The 20,062-nt window shown below is 66.7% G+C and carries 16 protein-coding genes; all 16 read right to left on the reverse strand.

Annotation, left to right across the window (positions count from 1 at the left end):
• Window positions 1–48: 48 nt before the first annotated feature.
• A complete protein-coding gene (locus AC07PF_RS02635) occupies window positions 49–1,248 on the reverse strand; it encodes an acetyl-CoA C-acyltransferase (RefSeq protein WP_007860877.1) in 1,200 nt (399 codons plus the stop codon).
• A 14-nt stretch (window positions 1,249–1,262) separates the two neighbouring features.
• Window positions 1,263–1,778 carry a DUF4442 domain-containing protein gene (locus AC07PF_RS02640; protein WP_494610796.1) on the reverse strand — a complete coding sequence of 172 codons (516 nt, stop codon included), beginning with the start codon at window positions 1,776–1,778 and terminating at the stop codon, window positions 1,263–1,265.
• A gap of 17 nt (window positions 1,779–1,795) precedes the next feature.
• Window positions 1,796–4,219 (reverse strand): 3-hydroxyacyl-CoA dehydrogenase/enoyl-CoA hydratase family protein, encoded by a 2,424-nt coding sequence (locus AC07PF_RS02645; protein ID WP_494610797.1) that lies wholly within the window; start codon window positions 4,217–4,219, stop codon window positions 1,796–1,798.
• An 89-nt stretch (window positions 4,220–4,308) separates the two neighbouring features.
• On the reverse strand, window positions 4,309–4,755 hold the full coding sequence (locus tag AC07PF_RS02650) for a DUF2147 domain-containing protein (RefSeq protein WP_007860874.1): 447 nt from the start codon (window positions 4,753–4,755) through the stop codon (window positions 4,309–4,311).
• Window positions 4,756–4,808: 53 nt separating this feature from the next.
• On the reverse strand, window positions 4,809–6,605 hold the full coding sequence (locus tag AC07PF_RS02655; protein WP_007860872.1) for an acyl-CoA dehydrogenase C-terminal domain-containing protein: 1,797 nt from the start codon (window positions 6,603–6,605) through the stop codon (window positions 4,809–4,811).
• A 4-nt stretch (window positions 6,606–6,609) separates the two neighbouring features.
• A complete protein-coding gene (locus tag AC07PF_RS02660) occupies window positions 6,610–7,344 on the reverse strand; it encodes a TetR/AcrR family transcriptional regulator (protein WP_007860871.1) in 735 nt (244 codons plus the stop codon).
• Between the two features lie 212 nt (window positions 7,345–7,556).
• Complete coding sequence (slmA, locus tag AC07PF_RS02665; protein ID WP_007860869.1) at window positions 7,557–8,219, reverse strand: nucleoid occlusion factor SlmA; 663 nt, start codon at window positions 8,217–8,219, stop codon at window positions 7,557–7,559.
• Between the two features lie 176 nt (window positions 8,220–8,395).
• Window positions 8,396–9,847, reverse strand: coding sequence for a sensor histidine kinase (locus tag AC07PF_RS02670; RefSeq protein ID WP_007860868.1), 1,452 nt, complete (start codon window positions 9,845–9,847; stop codon window positions 8,396–8,398).
• Between the two features lie 79 nt (window positions 9,848–9,926).
• Window positions 9,927–10,619: a response regulator transcription factor gene (locus AC07PF_RS02675; protein WP_007860866.1), complete on the reverse strand. Its 693-nt coding sequence runs from the start codon at window positions 10,617–10,619 to the stop codon at window positions 9,927–9,929.
• A 13-nt stretch (window positions 10,620–10,632) separates the two neighbouring features.
• Window positions 10,633–11,523 (reverse strand): acetylglutamate kinase, encoded by an 891-nt coding sequence (argB, locus tag AC07PF_RS02680; RefSeq protein ID WP_007860864.1) that lies wholly within the window; start codon window positions 11,521–11,523, stop codon window positions 10,633–10,635.
• 190 nt (window positions 11,524–11,713) lie between these two features.
• Window positions 11,714–12,814, reverse strand: coding sequence for an MraY family glycosyltransferase (locus AC07PF_RS02685; protein ID WP_007860862.1), 1,101 nt, complete (start codon window positions 12,812–12,814; stop codon window positions 11,714–11,716).
• 196 nt (window positions 12,815–13,010) lie between these two features.
• Window positions 13,011–14,399 (reverse strand): TolC family outer membrane protein, encoded by a 1,389-nt coding sequence (locus tag AC07PF_RS02690; RefSeq protein ID WP_494610798.1) that lies wholly within the window; start codon window positions 14,397–14,399, stop codon window positions 13,011–13,013.
• Window positions 14,400–14,403: 4 nt separating this feature from the next.
• Complete coding sequence (locus AC07PF_RS02695; RefSeq protein ID WP_494610799.1) at window positions 14,404–15,747, reverse strand: HlyD family type I secretion periplasmic adaptor subunit; 1,344 nt, start codon at window positions 15,745–15,747, stop codon at window positions 14,404–14,406.
• 58 nt (window positions 15,748–15,805) lie between these two features.
• Window positions 15,806–17,563: a type I secretion system permease/ATPase gene (locus AC07PF_RS02700; protein ID WP_494610800.1), complete on the reverse strand. Its 1,758-nt coding sequence runs from the start codon at window positions 17,561–17,563 to the stop codon at window positions 15,806–15,808.
• 22 nt (window positions 17,564–17,585) lie between these two features.
• Window positions 17,586–19,337 carry a type I secretion system permease/ATPase gene (locus AC07PF_RS02705; protein WP_494610801.1) on the reverse strand — a complete coding sequence of 584 codons (1,752 nt, stop codon included), beginning with the start codon at window positions 19,335–19,337 and terminating at the stop codon, window positions 17,586–17,588.
• Complete coding sequence (locus tag AC07PF_RS02710) at window positions 19,334–19,897, reverse strand: hypothetical protein (protein ID WP_494610802.1); 564 nt, start codon at window positions 19,895–19,897, stop codon at window positions 19,334–19,336. Before AC07PF_RS02710 ends, AC07PF_RS02705 begins: the two co-directional genes overlap by 4 nt.
• Between the last annotated feature and the right edge of the window lie 165 nt (window positions 19,898–20,062).

Raw genomic sequence — 20,062 nt, forward strand, 5'->3', positions numbered from 1 at the left:
GAGGATTCCGAGCACCGCCCAACGACGCCTGAAGGCCGCGCAGTAGCCTCAAACAGATTCAAATATGCCGGCGGCGCCTTGGCCCATGCCTACGCACATCGTGACCATGCCGTACTTGAGCTTGTTGCGCTTGAGCGCATGCACCACCGTGGCCGAGCGGATCGCGCCCGTCGCACCCAGTGGGTGCCCCAGCGCGATCGCGCCGCCCATGGGGTTGACCTTGGAAGGGTCCATGCCCAGCGTGTTCATCACCGCCAGCGACTGCGCCGCAAAGGCTTCGTTCAGCTCGAACCAGTCGATGTCCTGCTGGTTCAGGCCCGCATAGCGCAGGGCCGCCGGGATCGCCTCGATCGGGCCGATGCCCATGATGTGCGGCGGCACGCCCTTGGAGGCATAGCTCACGAACCGCGCCAGCGGCGTCAGGCCGAAACGCTTCACGGCGGCCTCGCTGGCCAGGATCAGCGCACCGGCGCCGTCGCTGGTCTGCGAGCTGTTGCCGGCGGTGACGGAGCCGCGCGCGGCGAACACGGTCTTCAGCTTGGCCAGGCCTTCGAGCGTGGTGTCGGGGCGGGCGCCCTCGTCCAGGCTCACGGTGCGGCTCTTGGCGATCGACTCGCCGGTTTCCAGGTTGGCCGTGCGGTCGGTCACTTCGATGGAGGTGATCTCGTCGGCGAAGTAACCGGCCTGCTGGGCGGCCAGGGCCTTCTGGTGCGACTGCAGCGCGAACTGGTCCTGCGCATCGCGACTGACCTTCCACTGCTGGGCCACCTTCTCGGCCGTGAGGCCCATGCCGTAGGCAATGCCCACGTCGCCTTCGCGCTCGAAGATCGAGGGCGACAGCGAGGGCGAGTTGCCCATCATGGGCACCATGCTCATGCTTTCCACGCCGGCAGCGATCATCACGTCGGCTTCGCCGACGCGGATGCGGTCGGCCGCCATCTGCACCGCAGACAGGCCCGATGCGCAGAAACGGTTGACGGTGATGCCGCCCACGCTGGTGGGCAGGCCGGCCAGCACGGCACCGATGCGCGCCACGTTCAGGCCCTGCTGGGCTTCGGGGATCGCGCAGCCGCAGATGATGTCCTCGATGGCCTTGGGGTCGAGACCGGGCGCCGCGGCCAGCGCTGCCTTGAGCGTGGTCGCCAGCAGGTCGTCGGGCCGGGTGTTGCGGAAGAAGCCGCGGTGCGAGCGCCCGATGGGCGTGCGCGTGGCAGCAACGATATAGGCTTCCTGGACTTGTTTGGCCATGGTGGTGAACTCCTTCAATTCTTGGCGGGGCGGCTGGAGGGAATCCAGGCCCACGTAAATGCACATTCGACCGGCTCGGCGCCGGCCTCATCGGTCACGGTGACGGTGACCTGGACCTCGCCCTTGTCGCTGGCCTGCATGGCTGCGCGCTGCTCGGCGCTGAGCACGGCCACGGCCTTGAGGCCACCCGTGGCGCGCTTGCGAAAGGCCATGCTGAACTCCTTGGCCAGCGGCAGGCAGTCGTCGCGCACGTTCATGCCCACGACCATGCCGGTGGCCGTCTCGGCCAGCAGGTTCATGGCCGAGGCGTGCACGCCAGCGATGTGGTTCTGCACGCGGCGCTCGTTGGCCAGGTGCACCTCGACCCGCTCGGGCGCGAGCGACACGAACTGCACTCCGGCCGTGCCCGTGAAGGGCACGGCGCGGCGCAGGATGATGTTCTGCACGAAGCCGCGCATGAAGGCCGGGGCTTCGTCCAGCCGCATCAGCGAGCGCTGCAGCTTGTTCGGCGGGCGGGTGGTTTCGCTCATGGTGGACAAGGGCTCTGTCAGTTGCGCACCGGCTTGCCGGTGGACAGCATGCCCAGAATGCGCTCCTGCGTCTTGGGGTGCTCGATGAGGGCGCAGAACGCCTTGCGCTCCAGCGTCATCAGGTACTCCTCGCTCACCAGGGTGCCGGCATCCACGTCGCCGCCACAGACCACTTCGGCGATCAGGCCGGCGATGTGGAAGTCGTGCTGGCTGATGAAGCCGCCGTCGCGCATGTTGACCAGCGAGCCCTTGATGGTGGCGACGCCGCTGCGGCCGGCCACCGGGAACAGCCGCTTGGCAGGCGCGCGCCAGCCGCCCTTGGCCAGGGACCTGGCTTCGTTGATGGCCACATAGAGCAGTTCGTCCTTGTGCGGCACGATCACGTCGCTCTCGAGCAGGTAGCCGAGCTTGCGCGATTCCAGCGCGCTGGTGCCCACCTTGGCCATCGCGGCAGCCGTGAAGCCTTCGGTCAGGAAGGGCAGGATGTCCTTGCCCGTGGAGGTAGCGGCGTTCTCCGCAGCGCGGCGCGCGATGTAGGTCAGGCCGCCGGCACCGGGCACCAGGCCCACGCCGACTTCCACCAGGCCGATGTAGCTTTCCATGTGCACCACGCGGCGCGCCGAGTGCACGGCCAGTTCGCAGCCACCGCCCAGCGCCAGGCCGCGCACGGCAGCGACCACGGGCACGTTGGCATAGCGGATGCGCAGCATGGTGTTCTGCAGTTCGGCCTCGGCCCCTTCGATGGCGCTCACGCCGGCCACCATGAAGGCGGGCAGCATGGCCTGCAGGTCGGCGCCGGCGCTGAAGGGCTCGTCGCCCGACCAGATCACCAGGCCTTCGTAGTCCTTCTCGGCCAGGTCCACAGCCAGCGTGAGGCCTTCGGCCACGTCGGGGCTGATGGCGTGCATCTTGGTCTTGATGCTGGCGATCACGACGCCGGTGCCGGGAGCGCGGTCTGCACCCTCCAGCGTCCACACGCGCAGGGAATCATCCTCGTGCAGCGTGGTGCCGGCGGTGGTGAAGTCGGGCAGCGAGGTCTCGCCCAGCAGCTTTTCGGGGAAGTGCTGGCGCTCGTACACCGGCAACGCGCGGCGCGCGATGAACTTCTGCGCCGATGCGCTCCACGAACCCTGGGCGGTGTGCACGCCACCGGCCTCGGCCACGGGGCCCTTGAACACCCACTCGGGCAGCGGCGCCTTGGACAGCGCCTTGCCGGCGTCGATGTCTTCCTGGATCATCTTCGCCACGTCGAGCCAGCCGGCTTCCTGCCACAACTCGAAGGGGCCCTGCTTCATGCCGAAGCCCCAGCGCATGGCCTGGTCCACGTCGCGCGCATTGTCGGCAATCGTGGCCAGGTGCACGGCGGCGTAATGGAAACTGTTGCGCAGGATGGCCCAGAGGAAGCGGCCTTGCGCGCCTTCAGAATTGCGCAGCAGGCGCAGGCGCTCGGCGGCAGGCTTCTTGAGCATGCGGCCGTACACCTCGTCGGCCTTCTGGCCGCCGGGCACGTACTCTTCGCTCTCGAGGTCGAAGCGCAGCACGTCGCGGCCGACCTTCTTGTAGAAACCGGCCTTGGCCTTCTGGCCCAGGTTGCCCAATTCCAGCAGCTTCTTGAGCACGGCGGGGGTGCCGAAGCTGGCGTAGAACGGGTCGCTGTTCTCGTCCAGGTTGTCCTGCAGCGTCTTGATGACGTGGGCCATGGTGTCGAGGCCCACCACGTCGGCAGTGCGGAAGGTACCGCTCGATGCACGGCCAAGCTTCTTGCCCGTGAGGTCGTCCACCACGTCGAAGGAGAGGCCGAAGTTCTCGACTTCCTTCATGGTCGCCAGCATGCCGGCGATGCCCACGCGGTTGGCCACGAAGTTGGGGGTGTCGTGCGCGCGCACCACGCCCTTGCCCAGGCCACTGGTGACGAAGGCTTCGAGCTGGTCGAGCACCTCGGGCGAGGTGGTGGGCGTGTTGATCAGTTCCACCAGCACCATGTAGCGCGGTGGGTTGAAGAAGTGGATGCCGCAAAAACGCGGCTTGATGCTCTCGGGCAGGGCCTCGGAGAGCTTGGTGATCGACAGGCCCGAGGTGTTCGATGCCACGATGGCATGCGGCGCGACGAAGGGCGCGATCTTCTTGTACAGGTCAAGCTTCCAGTCCATGCGCTCGGCGATGGCCTCGATGATGAGGTCGCAGTCGCGCAATTGCTCCAGGTGCTCTTCGTAGTTGGCCTGGCCGATCAGGGCGGCGTCGTCCGCCACGCCCAGGGGCGAAGGCTTGAGCTTCTTGAGGCCTTCCACGGCCTTGGTGACGATGCCGTTCTTCGGGCCTTCCTTGGCCGGCAGGTCGAACAGCACCACGGGCACCTTGACGTTGACCAGGTGCGCAGCGATCTGCGCGCCCATCACGCCCGCGCCGAGCACGGCGACTTTCTTCACTTGGAATCTTGACATCGGTGTTTCTCCATGAGGACGACGGCGACGCGGCGCCCGGCCCTCGTTGTTGCCTGCACCCGGCGTGGCCGGTGCATGCTGTTGTCTTGTTACTGCACCCGCACCCAGGTCTGTGTGCGGCCGAAGGGGCCGAAGGAGCCGCGCACCTCGAGCTTCTTGCCGCCCTCGACAGGCGTCATGCGCAGCGTGTAGTTGCGGCCGTTCTCGGGGTCGAGGATCTTGCCGCCCTCCCACACGTCCTTGCCTTCAGCCTTCTTGGCACCGCGGATCAGCTCCAGGCCCACGAGCGGCTTGCCCTTGCGGTCATCGCTGCACTCGTCGCAGACCTCGTCGGGCTTGGCGTCCTTGGACAGGCGCTTTTCGAGCACGCCGTTCAGGGCGCCACCGCCCGCATCGCGGATGCGGATCTCGGCCTTGGCCTCGCCGGTCTTGTCGTCGATGTTGCGCCACAGGCCTTCGGGCGTCATCTGCGCCCAGGCCGGTGCCGCGGCGGCGGCGAACAAGAGAACGGCTGCGGTGGTTGCTGCATTGACCATGGTGGTGGCTGCTCCGTGGCTGAGGGGTCGGGATCCGCTGGCGGGGGCGCCGATCAGGCCAGGGCCAGGTCGGTGTCCATCAGCACCTTGCTGCCGGCGCGGGCCGTGCGCATCAGCGTCGCCGTCTCGGGGAAGAGCTTGGCGAAGTAGAAGCGCGCGGTCTGCAGCTTGGCGGCATAGAAGGGGTCGGTGTTGCCGGCGGCGATCTCGCGCAGGGCCACCTGGGCCATGCGGGCGAACAGGTAGCCGAATACCAGGTGGCCGGCCACGCGCAGGTAGTCCACGGCGGCAGCGCCCACTTCGTCGGGGTTCTGCAGGCCCTTGAAGCCGATCTCGGTGGTGAACTTGGTCATCTGGTCGGCCAGGTAGGCGACGGGGTTGATGAACTCGGCCATCTTCTCGTTCACGCCTTCTTCTTCCACCAGCTTGCCCACCAGCTTGCCGAACTTCTTGAGCGAGGCGCCGTTGTTGCCCAGGATCTTGCGGCCCAGCAGGTCCAGCGACTGGATGGTGTTGGTGCCTTCATAGATCATGTTGATGCGGTTGTCGCGCACATACTGCTCCATGCCCCATTCCTTGATAAAGCCATGGCCGCCGAAGACCTGCATGCACGCATTGGTGGCGATGTGGCCGTTGTCGGTGATGAAGGCCTTGACGATGGGCGTGAGCAGGGCCACGAGTTCCTCGGAGTCCTTGCGCACCTTTTCGTCGGCGTGGCCGTGGGCCTTGTCCAGTAGCAGCGTGCAGAAGATCTGCAGTGCGCGACCGCCTTCGGCGTAGGCCTTGGCCGTGAGCAGCATCTTGCGCACGTCGGGGTGCACGATGATGGGGTCGGCGTCCTTGTCCTTGGCCTTGGTGCCCGACAGGCTGCGCATCTGGATGCGGTCCTTGGCGTAGGCCAGGGCATTCTGGTAGGCCACTTCGGTCAGGCCCAGCGACTGGTTGCCCACGCCCAGGCGGGCGGCGTTCATCATCACGAACATGGCGGCCAGGCCCTTGTTGGGCTGACCCACCAGCGTGCCGATGGCGCCATCGATGGCGATCTGCGCCGTCGCATTGCCGTGGATGCCCATCTTGTGCTCCAGGCCGGTGCAGAAGATCGGGTTGCGCTCGCCCAGGGAGCCGTCGGCCTGGATGTTGAACTTGGGCACCACGAACAGGCTGATGCCCTTGCTGCCCTTGGGCGCATCGGGCAGGCGGGCCAGCACCAGGTGGACGATGTTGGCGGCCATGTCGTGCTCGCCAGCCGAGATGAAGATCTTGTTGCCGGTGATCTTGTAGGTACCGTCGGCCAGGGGTTCGGCCTTGGTGCGCAGCAGGCCCAGGTCGGTGCCGCAATGCGGTTCGGTCAGGCACATGGTGCCGGTCCACTCGCCGCTGGTGAGCTTGGGCAGGTACAGGGCCTTCTGTGCGTCGGTACCGTGCGCGTGCAGGGCTTCGTAGGCGCCGTGCGACAGGCCTGGGTACATGGTCCAGGCCTGGTTGGCTGAGTTCATCATCTCGTACAAGCACTGGTTGAGCACGAAGGGCAGGCCCTGGCCGCCGTAGGCGGGGTCGCAGGAGAGCGCAGCCCAGCCGCCTTCGACGTACTTGGCGTAGGCGGCCTTGAAGCCCGTGGGGGTCTTCACTTCGTGGGTGGCCTTGTCCAGCACGCAGCCTTCGGTGTCGCCGCTGATGTTCAGCGGGAAGGTGACCTCGGCAGCGAACTTGCCGGCCTCTTCGATCACGGCATTGATGGTGTCCACATCCACCTCGGCATGGGCCGGCAGGGCCTTGAGTTCGTCGCTGACCTTGAGCACTTCGTGCATGACGAATTGCATGTCGCGCAGGGGCGGCGTATAGCTGGGCATGGGGTTACTCCTTGGAGATGGTGGTTTGGTTGGAAACTTTGCGGCGTGCAGCAGCGGGTGCGGCTGCGGCCACCGGGGTGCGTGGTGCGCTGTAGCGCGCCAGGATGTTCTGAAAGCCCGTGACGGAGCGCGCCATGGAGCCGGGGGTGCGCAGGAAGCGCGCTTCGTAGTGCAGTGCGAGGATCAGGCCGTGGATCTCGAAGAGCATCTGCTCCTCGTTGGTGTCCGGGCGCAACTCGCCGCACTCCTTGCACTGCTCGATGGCGCGGCGCATGGCGGCCAGCCAGGTGAGGACCGAGCTGGCCAGCGCGTCGCGCACCGGGCCGTTGCGGTCATCGAATTCGACCGCACCGCTGATGTAGATGCAGCCCGAATCGATCTCGATCGAGGTGCGCTTCATCCAGTTGTCGAACAGCGCGCTCAGGCGCGCCACGCCGCGCGGCGCCGACATGGCGGGGTAGAACACCTCCTGCTCGAAGCGGGTGTGGTATTCGCGGATCACGGAGATCTGCAGTTCCTCGCGCGAGCCGAAGTGGGCGAACACACCCGATTTGCTCATGCCCGTGACATCGGCCAAGGCGCCGATGGACAGGCCCTCGAGCCCGATGTGCGTGGCCAGGCCCAGCGCCGCCTCGACGATGACCGCCTTGGTCTGCTGGCCTTTTTGCAGGGCACGACCCGTGCCGGTGCGGGGGCGCGGGATGCGGGTGACCGGAGTAGAGTCGGGGATGGCGGGCATGCGGGCAAATAAAAACGAACGTTCGTACTATTCTGCAGCAAATTTGCCCGCCCACCAAAGGCCTCTCCAAAAATAGGGAGACCGTACCAAAACTTTGTTGCATGGCAGCGACCCGCCGCGCGCGGGGGCTGGAGAGAAGCGCGCAGGCCCGGGCGGCCTGCGGCAAAAGGGAGCCGCTAGGGCCGGCTCCTAGCGCGCAAACACATTCGTTCTTAGAGCATCAAGGCCAGGCTGGCGTCCAGGTGCTCGCTGGGCATGCGGCGAAAGCCCGAGCGCGCATAGCGCTGCAGCCGCCCCAGCGCGAAGGCTGTGAGCACGCTGGCAGCCACCTGGGCGTCCACGGTCGGCGTGGCCGAGTCCGCATTGGCAGGCCGCAGGCACTGGCGCAGCGTGGACTCGATGCGGTCGAAGAACTGGTTCATGCGCTGCTGCAGGCGCTCGTGCTCGAACACCAGGGCATCGCCGACCATCACGCGCACCATGCCGGGATTGCGCTCGCCGAACTGCAGCAGCACGGCGACGATGCGGGCCGCCTGGCGCCGACCCACGTCGGCGGGCTGGGCCGGGTCGGGAACCTCTCGGCCGGTGATCTGCTGCACCAGGGCGAAGACCGACTGCTCGATGAAATCGATCAGTCCCTCGAACATCTGCGCCTTGCTGGCGAAGTGGCGGTAGAGCGCGGCCTCGCTGACGGACAGGCGCGACGCCAGCGCCGCAGTGGTGATGCGCTCCGCTCCCGGCTGCTCCAGCATGGTGGCCAGCATCTGCAGGATCTGCACCCGGCGCTCTCCGGGCTTGGGCCGTTTGCGCGCCGCAGGGCTGTCTTCTGCGTCGGCAGTGCTGGCTGGCTCGGGAAGCGGCGAAAGATCGGACATGCGCAAGAAAGGAATGGAGGGCATGCAGGGCTGGCGGCCCGGCGCCCTGGGGCCCGTGGTCCCTGCCACCTGGACGCATGCCGGTCTCGGCATGCCCCGGGCTTGCGGCAGGGCGTAAATCATGTGTGGAAATGATTCTCGCACAGGCCTCGGCGCCCGCCGCCGTACTGCGCAGGCTACAGCGGAAACACCACAGTCACCATCAGGCCGCGTCCCTGCGCCCCGGTGCCCAGGGTCAGCGACGCACGGTGCACACGGGCGATCTCGTCGGCGATCGCCAGGCCCAGGCCCGTGCCCTCGCCCACCGTGCCCGGCACCCGGTAAAAGCGCTGCATCACCCGGGTGCGCTCGGCGTCGGGCACGCCCGGGCCATCGTCCTCCACCTGCAGGAAAACCCGCGGCGGCCCGCTCTTGCCCTGGCGCATGCCGCAGCGGATGGTGACGATGCCCGAGGGCGGTGTGTACTTGATGGCGTTGTCCACCAGGTTGGACAGCAGCTCGCGCAGCAGCCAGCCGTGACCGGTGACGTGCACGGGCTGCACCTCCAGGCCCAGGTCCAGGCCCTTGCCGGTGGCGGGGTCGAGAAAGGTTTCCAGCAGGGTCTCGCACAGATCCTTGAGGTCCACGCGCTGGGGCTGCTGGGCGTCGAGGCTGCGCGCATCGGCCCGCGACAGGGCAAGCAACTGGTGCGCGAGCTGCGAGGTACGGCGTGTGGCGTTGCGCAGCTTTTCGATCTGGTCGACACCCAGCACGATGGCGCCCTGCGTACGCCCGTCTGTGGACACCGGGCCCTTCTTGTCATGACCGGACGGCGACTGCCGCTGGGGCGCCGCCGCCTTGGCCATCATGGCCCAGGCTTCGACCTGGGCCTGCAGCCCGGCGAGCGGGGTGCGCAACTGGTGGGCGGCATCGGCCACGAAGCGGCGCTGGCCCTCGGCCTGGGCATTGACCAGGGCGAACAGGCGGTTGAGCGAATGCACGAGCGGTCGCACCTCGGAGGGCGAGGCGGCTTCGTCGATGGGGCTCAGGTCGCGCGGCGAGCGGTGCTCCACCGCCTCGGCCAGGTCCACCAGCGGTTTGAAGGCCTGGCGCACCGCCCAGTGGATAGCCAGTGCGGCAGCCGCCACCAGCACCAGGTTGGGCAGCAGCACGCGCAGCAGCAGTTGCTGGGCCCATTGCTGGCGCGGGTCGGAACCATCGGCCAGGGCCACCACCATCTCGCCGGCCCCGGTCCGGCCGCGCTGCACGGCCACGCGGTAGGTCACGCCGCTGTATTCCATGCTGTGGAACTCGGGCGCCTGGGTGGTGGGCACCGCGCTGTGCACCCAGTCGTCGCCCAGCAGCAGCTTGCCCGACGGGTCGCGCACGCTGTAGCCCGAGAAGCCGGCGTTCTGCCGCAGGAAGTCCTCCAAGGGAGGGGCCAGTAGCAGCAGGGGCGGGTCGTTGTCGCGGATGGCCGGCGCCAGCACCGAGTCGGACAGGGCCGGCAGCAGGCGCAGCAGGCGCTGGTCGTGCTGGCCGGCGGCCTCGTCCGCCGACCGGTAGTCCAGCCAGACCCCGATGGTCGCCAGCACGCACAGAGGCAGCACCAGCAGCAGCAGCAAGCGGTTGCGCAGGTCCGAGGTCATGGCCCGCAGTCCGGGCCGTCGCACAGGAGGGATCCGGGTTTCCATGGTCAGGGCCGCGAGAAGAAGAAAGGGGGAGGTTTCAGCCGGCCTGGAGTTCCAGCCGGTAGCCAAACCCCCGGATCGAGCGCAGTGCCACGCCGTGCGGCTCGAGCTTGCCACGCAGGCGGGAGACATACACCTCGACCGCGTTGGGGGTGATTTCCTTGTCCCAGCCGGTGAGCGCCTGCAGCAGCTTGTCCTTGCTGGCGGGCTTGGGCGCATTGATGAGCAGGTACTCGAGCACCGTCCACTCGCGTGGGCCCAGCTCGATGACCTGCTCGCCGGCATCGGAGCGCACGCTTGCGCGCCGGCCCGCGGTGTCGAGCTCCAGCGGGCCGAAGCTGAGCACGGCCGTGGTGGCGGCCTGCGAGCGGCGCAGCAGGGCCCGCAGGCGGGCCAGCAACTCGGGCAGCTCGAAGGGCTTGACCATGTAGTCGTCGGCCCCAAGATCCAGGCCCTGCACCCGGTCATGCAGGGCGTCGCGCGCGGTCAGGATCAGCACCGGCATCGATGGGCTGGCCATGTCCGGGCGGCGCAGGCGCCGCGTGAGCTCAAGCCCATCCATCGCGGGCAGGCCGATGTCGATGATGGCGGCGTCGAAGGATTCGACGCGCAGGACTTCTTCCGCGCGTTCGCCGCTGCCGACCCAATCGACTGCATAGCCGGCGTCGGACAACCCCAGCTTGATGCCGCTGGCCACCATCACGTCGTCTTCGACCAGCAGCAGTCTCATTCCATTACCGGGTTCAGTGGCTGCGGATCATTGTGCCGTAGGCCTGGTCGGTCAGGATTTCGAGCAGCATGGCATGCGGCACCCGGCCGTCGATGATGTGCACCGCGTGCACGCCAGCCTTGGCGGCGTCCAGCGCGCCTGCGATCTTGGGCAGCATGCCACCGGAGATGGTGCCGTCGGCAAACAGCGCGTCGATCTCGCGCGCCGTGAGGTCGGTGAGCAGGTTGCCCTGCTTGTCCAGCACGCCCGGGGTGTTGGTCAAGAGCATCAGCTTCTCGGCCTGGAGCACGGTGGCCAGCTTGCTGGCAACCACGTCGGCGTTGATGTTGTAGCTTTCGTTGTTCTCGCCGAAGCCGATGGGGCTGATCACGGGGATGAAGGCATCGTCCTGCAGCGCCTTGACCACGCTCGGGTCGATGGAGAGGATGTCGCCCACCTGGCCCACGTCGTGTTCGATGCTGGGGTCCTTGGAATCGAGCAGCTTGAGCTTTTGCGCCCGGATCATGCCGCCGTCGCGCCCGGTCAGGCCCACGGCCTTGCCGCCGGCCTGGTTGATCAGGCCCACGATGTCCTGCTGCACTTCGCCAGCGAGCACCCACTCCACCACTTCCATGGTCTCGGCATCGGTCACGCGCATGCCCTGGACGAACTCGCCCTTCTTGCCCAGACGGTTCAGGGCCGTCTCGATCTGCGGCCCACCACCGTGCACCACCACAGGGTTCATGCCCACGAGCTTGAGCAGCACCACGTCTTCGGCGAAGTCGGCCTGCAGGGCCGGGTCGGTCATGGCGTTGCCGCCGTACTTGATGACCATGGTCTTGCCATGGAACTTGCGGATGTAGGGCAGCGCCTGGGCCAGAATTTCAGCCTTGTCGCGGGGCGCAATCGAGAGAAGATCGGTCATGGGGGCGTGCCATCCAGAGAAAAACGAGGATGCGCAAATTGTGCCGCATTCGCGGGCCGGTCTTGCAAGCATTAGCCGCGCGGAGCCCAAGAAACTGGCCCGGCCCTGCCAGCGCTCCCGCGCAAGGGCCGCCCCGCCGCGCCGGGAGCATCCCCCTCGGGGGGATGGCGCAAAGCGACTCAGGGGGTGCTCACCTGCGCAGCCAATCCGGCACCTTGAACCGCACGATGGCCAGGTAGGCCACGACGTAGCTGATCACGAAAAGCCAGCAGAAGCCCATCAACACCAGGGTGTTGTTCCAGAACAGGATGGCAGGAACCACGGTGAGCAGGGTGAAACCCCACAGGTAGGGCGAGGTGCGGTTGTTGCGCATGAGCACGCGGCGCGACTCGTCGTCGTGGAACACGCCGCGCACGATGCGCCGGTAGATCAGCTGGTGGAAATGCAGCGCATCGGCCACCCCGGGGGACACCCCCCGCACCGCCTTGCGGTAGATCGAGAAGACCGTTTCCCAGACCGGGTAGATCAGGAGCAGCATGGGAAACCAGGGAGAGACATCGGCATTGCGCTGTACCAGGGAGATGCTGGCCAGGGCAATGACGACGCCCCACACATAGGCCCCGCCATCCCCGGCAAACAGCATGCCCCGCGGGTAGTTCCAGACCAGAAACCCCCCCGTAGCGGCCGCGGTGGTCACCAGCAGGGCCGCCAGGGAACGGTCTCCCACCTGCAGGGCCACGTGGGCCAGCGCGAGGCAGACGATGATGGCGACCATGCCGGCCAGGCCGTTGTAGCCGTCGATGATGTTGAAGGCGTGGGGCAGGCCCGCCACCGCCAGCACCACGATGGCCAGGCCCAGCCAGGGGCAGGCCGACAACAGCATGTCGACCCAGGGCAGGCCGATGCGCGGAACGGAAAGATCGAGGAGGAAGATGGCCAGCAACCCGGAAGCGCCCGTCAGGGCCAGGCGGTAGCGCACGGCCAGTCGCTGGGTCATGTCCTCGGCAATGCCGCCGAGCACCGCCGGCAGCAACACCAGCAGCCAGCTGCCGACCCACCACCCCAGGCGCAGGGAGCCGGGGTCTCCCAGGAAGGACTGCAGGATGCCCAGGCCCCAGGCGCTTGCCAGGCCCAGCAGCAGGGCAGCGCCTCCCAGGCGCGGCACATCCCCCATGTGGAAGCGCTGTGGCATACCGTTTCCATAGGCTGACGCATGTCCCCGCACCCAGCGTACGACGAACCCTGCAGCCATCGCCGCCACCAGAAAACCCACCACGGACAACCAAATCATGAGGCGCCAATCGTAACTGCAGGGCCTGTATCGGCAAGTAACCTCATGTACCCCTGCGTGCGGCTGGTCACACAAATGGCGCCAAGGCGCGACAACACGAATGCATCTCGATTGCATTCATATACCCGAGCACCCTCCCCACCCCTGGCCACCAACGACCTGGAGAAGCCGTTCGAGGCAGTGGCGCGCGCCCGAATCAAAGGGCCAGCCAGGCGTTGATCTCCGTCACGCTGGCAGCACGCTCGTCCCCAGCCAGGGACTGCAGGCGCAGGCGCGACGCCACATACAGGTAGCGGGCCTGGGCCAGGTCGCGCAGCGCCGTGGTCTTTTGCTGCTCGGCGTTGAGCACGTCCAGCGTGGTACGGGCACCGGCCTTGAAGGACATCTGGTTGGACAGCACGGCCTGCTCGGCCGAGCGCACGGCCTGCTCCAGGGCACTGATGCGCAGCACGCCCTCGGTCATGCCGCGGAATTCGCGGTGCACGCGCACGCTGAGGTCCAGGCGCAGGGCCTCCAACAGCTCGCGGGCCCGCTCGGCACTGGCCACGGCCTGGCGCACGGTGGAGTTGACATAACCGCCGGCATAGATCGGAACCGTGAGCTGCAAGCCAATGGACTTGTTGTCATAGCGCGAATTCACGTTGGTCACGCTGTCGCTGCTGTTGCGCGACCACTGCGCGACGGCATCGAGTGTAGGCTTGTGCCCCGCCTTGGCCTTGTCGATCTCGAAGGTCGCGGCCTCCAGTCGCGCGCGCAAGGCCTTGACGTCGGGGCTCGCCTGCTCGGCACGGGCAATCCAGTCCTCCACCAGGTTCGGCGTGGGCGCCCCAGGGGTGAAACGCGCCAGGTCCAGCCGCGCAAGGGTTCCCACCGGCTGCCCCGTGATGGTCTCCAGCTTGCGGCGGGTGAACTCCACGTTCTGCTGGACCTCCAGCTCCTGGGCATAGGTCAGGTCCAGCCGTGCCTGTGCTTCGTCGATGTCCGTGCGGGTGCCGCTGCCTGCCGCAAAACCTTTCTTGGCCGCATCGAGCTGGGTGGTGTAGGTACTCTTCTGCGAGCTGATGAGCGCCAGTTGCTCCTCGGCCAGCAGCGCCTCGAAGTAGGCTTCGCCCACGCGCACCACGAGGGTTTGCTCCGCGCTTTCCAGCGTGGCATCCGCATCCTGCACCACGGCCTCGGCTTGCTTGACCAGCGCGCCAAGGAAGGGGCGGTACAGCGGCTGGCGAATGGTGAGTGCCTGGTTGCCGCTGTAGTACTTGTTCTCCGTGGTGACGGGTTGACCCAGAGCGCTCTGGGTTTCGCTGGTGAGGTCGTTCTTGTTGCGACCCGCAGAGAAAGAGACGTTGGGTAGCCGCTGCGCCTTCGCCTGCGGCAGTTGCTCGCGGCTGGCATCGGCTGCCGCGCGCGAGGAGCGGATGGTCGCATCGTTGGCCAGGGCGGCCTCATAGGCCTGGCGCAGGTCGATGGACCAGGCCGGCGCCGCCGCCAGCAATCCGGCCACTGCAGCGGCCAGAAGGCCCAGACGGGCTACCGGCCCGCGTCGGGTGCTGCCCGCAGGCAGGATGGCATGTCGTTGCAGGGTCATGGCTTTACTCCTCGGTCATGGACGCAGCCAGCCGCTTGGTCAGCGGATGCAGCAGGTAGGTCAGCATCGAGCGCTCGCCCGTCTTGAAAATCACTTCCACGGGCATGCCGGGCTGCAGTTGGCGGGTTCCCAGCTTCTTGAGGCCATCGGCGGTCACCTGCACACGGGCCAGGTAGTAGCTGGCGTTGGTTTGCGGGTCGGAAAGCAGATCTGCGGAGATGGAAACCACCTTGCCACCCACGACCAGTTGCGGCGAATGCGCGAAGGACGAGAACCGGACATCCACCGGCAGGTCGGAATGCACCCGGTCGATCAGGTGCGGTGCGACATGCGCCTCCAGCAGCAGCGCGGCATCCTTGGGCACGATGTCCATGAGCTTCTGGCCCGGGGAGATCACGCCGCCCACGGTCTGAACGGCGAGCCCCACCACCTGGCCTGCTGCAGGTGCCTTGATTTCCGTGCGGGCCAGGTCATCGGTGACCGAATGCAGCTTCTCATTGTCCGACAGCACCTCGCGGCTGACATCGGCCAGGTTGGTTTCGACTTCCTTGCGGTATTCCTGCTGGCGCGACATGATCCGCTGGCGCAGTTCGCCAATGGCGCGCCGTGCGCGGATGGTGTTGCCCTGCAGATCGGCAATCGCCGTGTTCGAGTCAGCGGCCATGCGCTCCATCTCCAGCTGGCGGTTGCGCGGTGCATAGCCTTCCTTGACCAGTCCCCGCAGGTTGCCCAGTTCCTCATTGATCAGGGACAGCTGGCTCTTGCGGCTGGCGAGCATGCCGTCGTACGCCTGCAGCAGGCCTTCCTGGCCCTGAATGCTTTCCTCGATGGACTGCAGGTCCGAGCGCAGCAGGCTGCGTCGCGTCATGAACAGCTGCTCCTGGTTCACCATCTGCTGGCGGATCAGAGGGTCCGATGCCGCAGCCTGCAGATCAGGGTGAAAGCTGATGCTGGCCAGGTTGCCCTGCTCCGCCTGCAGGCGGCCCTGCACGGCCCGCAAGCCCAGGTAGCGCTGGCGCACCGACTCGTAGTTGGCCTTGGCCACGGCCGAGTCCAGGCGGATCAGCGACTGGCCTTCCTGCACGGCGTCGCCTTCGCGGACCAGCACCTCCTTGACGATGCCCCCGCTCAGATGCTGCACCGCCTTGCGCTTGGTATCGATGGCCACGACGCCGGCGGCCGGCACACCTTCGTCCAGCGGCGCCAGGGACGCCCAGAGCAGGAAACCGCCGAAGCCGATGGCAAGTGCCCACAGACCCATGCGGCCAGGGCGCGAGGCCTCGCCTGCATCGCCGGCTTCCAGGGGAGCATCCGGCTTTTGACTCAGAGGAAACAATGATTTGACCATGTCAGTACCCGACAGAAAAAGGGTTCGATGAAACAGCGAGCGACAGAAGCAATCGCGCTCAAGCTGGGATGGGCTGCAGGCCGCCTGCCGCAGCGGCGGGAGGGGGAGGTGGCGGCGATTGCGCGGCACCCTGGGCGGCGCGCAATGCGTTCAGCACGGCATCGCGCGGGCCATCGGCTTGCACCATGCCGTCCTGCAGGATCAGGAGTCGATCGGCGACCGCCAGGATTCCGGGGCGGTGCGTGATCAGAAACACCGTGCAGCCGCGGGCTTTGAGCTGGTGCACCGTGTTCACCAACGCTGCCTCGCCCACGTCATCCAGGTTGGCGTTGGGCTCGTCGAGCACCACCATCACCGGATTGCCATACACGGCGCGGGCCAGGCCCACGCGCTGGCGCTGGCCACCCGAGAGCAGGTTGCCGGCCTCGCCAATGGGCGTGTCGTAGCCCTTGGGAAAGCGCAGGATCATCTCGTGCAGGCCGGCGCTGCGCGCAGCAGCAATGACCTTCTCAGGATCGACCTCGCCGAACCGGGCGATGTTCTCGGCAATCGAGCCTTCGAACAGCTCGATGTCCTGCGGCAGGTAGCCCAGATGGGGGCCCAGCTCCATGCGGTCCCAGCCATCGATCGGCAGGCCGTCGAGCAGCACCTCGCCTGAAATGCCGGGCCAGATGCCCATCAGGCAGCGCGCCAGGGTGGACTTGCCCGAACCCGAGGGGCCGAGAACGACCGTCACCGTGCCGGCCGGTACCGCGGTGCTCACGCCCTTGAGAATGGGCTGGGCACGGCCTGGGGCCGAGGCCACCAGGTCACGGACCGTCACCGCCCCCTGGGGCGCCACACGGGACAGGGAAGGATCGCGTTCCGGGTGCAGCTGCAGCAGGGTCTCCAGCCGCTCGAAGGCGGAGCGCGCACCGATGAAGCTGCGCCAGGTGCCCACCAGGGTGTCGATGGGCGCAAGCGCCTTGCCCATCAGCACGTTGGCCGCGATCATGCCCCCGGGCGACAGCTGGCCGTCGATCACGAGCAATGCGCCGACACCCAGGGCCAGCGACTGCTGGCTGTAGCGGATGAACTTGCTCCAGGCGGTGATCTTGTGGATGAGCGCCTGTGCCCGGCCATTCATTTCCAGCGCTTTGTCATGCCGTGCCTGCCAATGGGGGTGCAGGTTGTGCACCATGCCCATGGATTCCAGCACCTCGGCGTTGCGCAGCTTGCTTTGCAGGTAGGCGCCGGACTCCGACGCAGCCTTGGACGCCTCCTCCGTAGGAGCAACCGTATGGCGGTGGCCAAACCATGCCAGTGCGCCTTGCAGGACCGCAAACACCAGGGCGGCGTAGCCCAGCACAGGGTGCAGGAAGAACAGCACGGCCAGGTAGATGGGTGCCCAGGGCAGGTCGAAGAACGCCAGGGTGCCACTGCCGGTGACGAACTGGCGGATCTGGATCAGGTCACCGAATGTCCGCGCCACCGATGCCCCCGACTGCGTCAGCCTGGCCTCGAAGCTGGCATTGAAGACCCGGGCACCGAGCACCTCGTCCAGACGCAAGCCGGCCTGCACGAGCACGCGGGAGCGCATCCATTCGGAGAACGCCATCACCACGAAAAAGAACAAGGTGATCAGCGACATGACGATCAGCGTCAGGTCGCTGCGACTCATCATCACGCGGTCGAAGATCTGCAGCATGTACATGGTCGGAGCCAGCATGAGCACGTTGGCCACCATGCTGAAGATGCCGACCACGAGAAACTCCCGGCGGAAGGCCCACAGGGCCTCGGTGAGCTCGCTGCGGTGGAAAAAGCCAGTTTTCTTCATGAAAATTGAATCCGTATCGGTATCAGGAGGCCGCAATGGCGGGTCCGGCAGGGGCGGCTTGCGCCGAGGCAGCCTGCTGCGCCTGTTGGTTGGCCTTGTTCAACGCGGCAATCACCTCGTCGCGGGGCCCGAAGATCTGTTGCAGCCCGTCGCGCAGCACCAGCAGCTTGTCGACCACCGCCAGCACGCTGGTGCGGTGGGTCATGATCACGAAGGTCGTCCCGCGCGCCTTGGCCGCCAGGATGGCCTGGGCCAGGGCCGCATCGCCCTGCTCGTCCAGGCTGGAGTTGGGCTCGTCGAGCACCACGAACACCGGATCGCCGTACAGCGCACGCGCCAACCCGACTCGCTGGCGCTGGCCACCAGACAGGCGCGCGCCATCGGCCCCTACCGGGTTGTCGTAGCCGTGGGGCAGCGAGAGGATGAACTCGTGCAGGCCCACCATGCGCGCAGCGGCCTCCACCTTGGCCATGTCCACCTCGCCGAAGCGGGCGATGTTCTCGGCCAGCGTGCCCTCGAACAGCTCCACCCCCTGGGGCAGGTAGCCCACATAAGGGCCCAACTCGGACTTGTTCCAGGTGTGCACATCGGCACCATCGAGCCGTACCTTGCCGCCCGCGGCAGGCCACAGCCCCACCAGCATGCGGGCCAGCGTGGTCTTGCCGGAAGCGGAAGGCCCCACCACCGCGAGCGCCTCGCCCGGCGCGAGCGCAAAGGCCACGCCACGCAGAATCTGGTTCGGATTGCCCGGGGCCGATGCGTAGAGCTGCTCCACCAGCAGGGCCCCACGCGGCTCGGGCAAGGCCATGCCTGGCGCCTGCGCCGGCAAGGACGCCAACAGCTGGTCCAGCCGCATCCATGCATCCCGCACGTTGACCACGGATTGCCATTGCGCCACCACCTGCACCAGCGGAGCCAGCATCCGCCCCCCCAGGATGGACGCCACGATCATCATGCCGCCGCCGCCGTTGAGCTCATTGCGCAGCAGCAGCCAGCAGGCCAGCCCGAGCAGCAGGGAGCTCAGGATGTTCTGCACCAGCTTCGCGATCGCCTGGAACCCTCCGGCACGTTCGGACGCAAGCGCCTGGAACCGCAGGAAATCCCGCTGCTTGCGCTGCCACAGCCGATGGGTATCACGCAGCATGCCCATGGACTCGATCACCTCGGCGTTGCGCAGGGCTCCGTCGGCATACTGCTGGGCCGCAATGGCGCTGCCATTGGCCTTCATCAGGGTGGGCTTGGTGGCCCGCTCGTTGAACCAGGCCACCGCGACCTGGATCACGCCGAACACCAGCGCCGCCCAGCCCAGCCAGGGGCTGATCATGAACAGCAGCACCATCATCACCAATGCAATGGGCGTCTCCATGGCCGCCAGAAGCGCTGGCGAATACAGGAAATCACGCACGGTGCGGAAGTCGTTGAGCGGCTGCTGCGACCCGCCCGGCATGCGCTTGAGGTTGGCTTCGAAGATGGCACCGAAGACACGGCCGCTCAGGCGCCGGTCCAGCGCCACGCTGGCCGATCGCATGACCTCGCTGCGCGCCCACTCCAGCACCTCCATCACCACGTACGCCCCCAGGATGAGCAAGGTCAGCATCACCAGCGTGGTGTGGTTGCGCGTGTTCACCACCCGGTCGTACACCTCCAGCATGTAGCCCGAAGGCGCCAGGACCAGGAGGCTGGAGAACACGCTGAACCAGCCAGCGCGCACGAAGTAGGGTCGCAAGGAAGCGATCGCATCGCGCAATTCAGAAGGAGGAACGTTCGGTTTCATACTGTCTCGTGAACCATGATGTATTCGGGAATTTCGCCGTTAGGCAGGGACATGTCCGGCTGGCTTTTCTCGCCCTCCAGCCCACCGTCCAACAGGAAGGACAGCGCATACCCGCCACCGGCCTGGCGCGACAGCACGATCTCGCGCAGCTTCTTTTCGTGAAAGCTCGCCTCGTCTTCCGGGCGCAGTGCCAGTTCGAAGCGCATGCGTCCGTCCAGCGTGAACATGGACAGCTGACCACCCTTGACGCTCAGGGTGTGGCGGTCAAAGTACACCGGGCAACTGTCTGCAAACTGCAACAAGGGCAGCGGCTTGTCGCCCAGCCGCGAAAGATGGAAGGGGCTGGCCGGGTGCTGAAAGATCAGGCGCCCCGTGCGCGATACCGAATAAATGGCATTGCACACCATCTGCGAGCCCATTTCCGGGAATTGCTCGCGCAACTGGCGGTAGGTCAGGTGGTGCAGCGCCACACGATTCCATGTCCGGGTCTGTTGCACCACGGGCGAAATGGCATTGCACACCCTGGAAAAACCCACCTGCAATGCACGCAGCCGCTCCACCTGCTCGGGTGTGGCGTTGAGCGGAATGCGCAAGAGAGAATTCATATAGGAAGCGGAGTCTACCAGTTCCTATATGAATTTTTTCACCGACACCCCAGGCACCCGTCTTGCCGGAGTGATCCGAATCACAGGCAGCAGAAGATGCAGCCCGGATTGGGGCTGCCA

Source organism: Acidovorax sp. GW821-FHT10A04 (genome assembly GCF_059415825.1).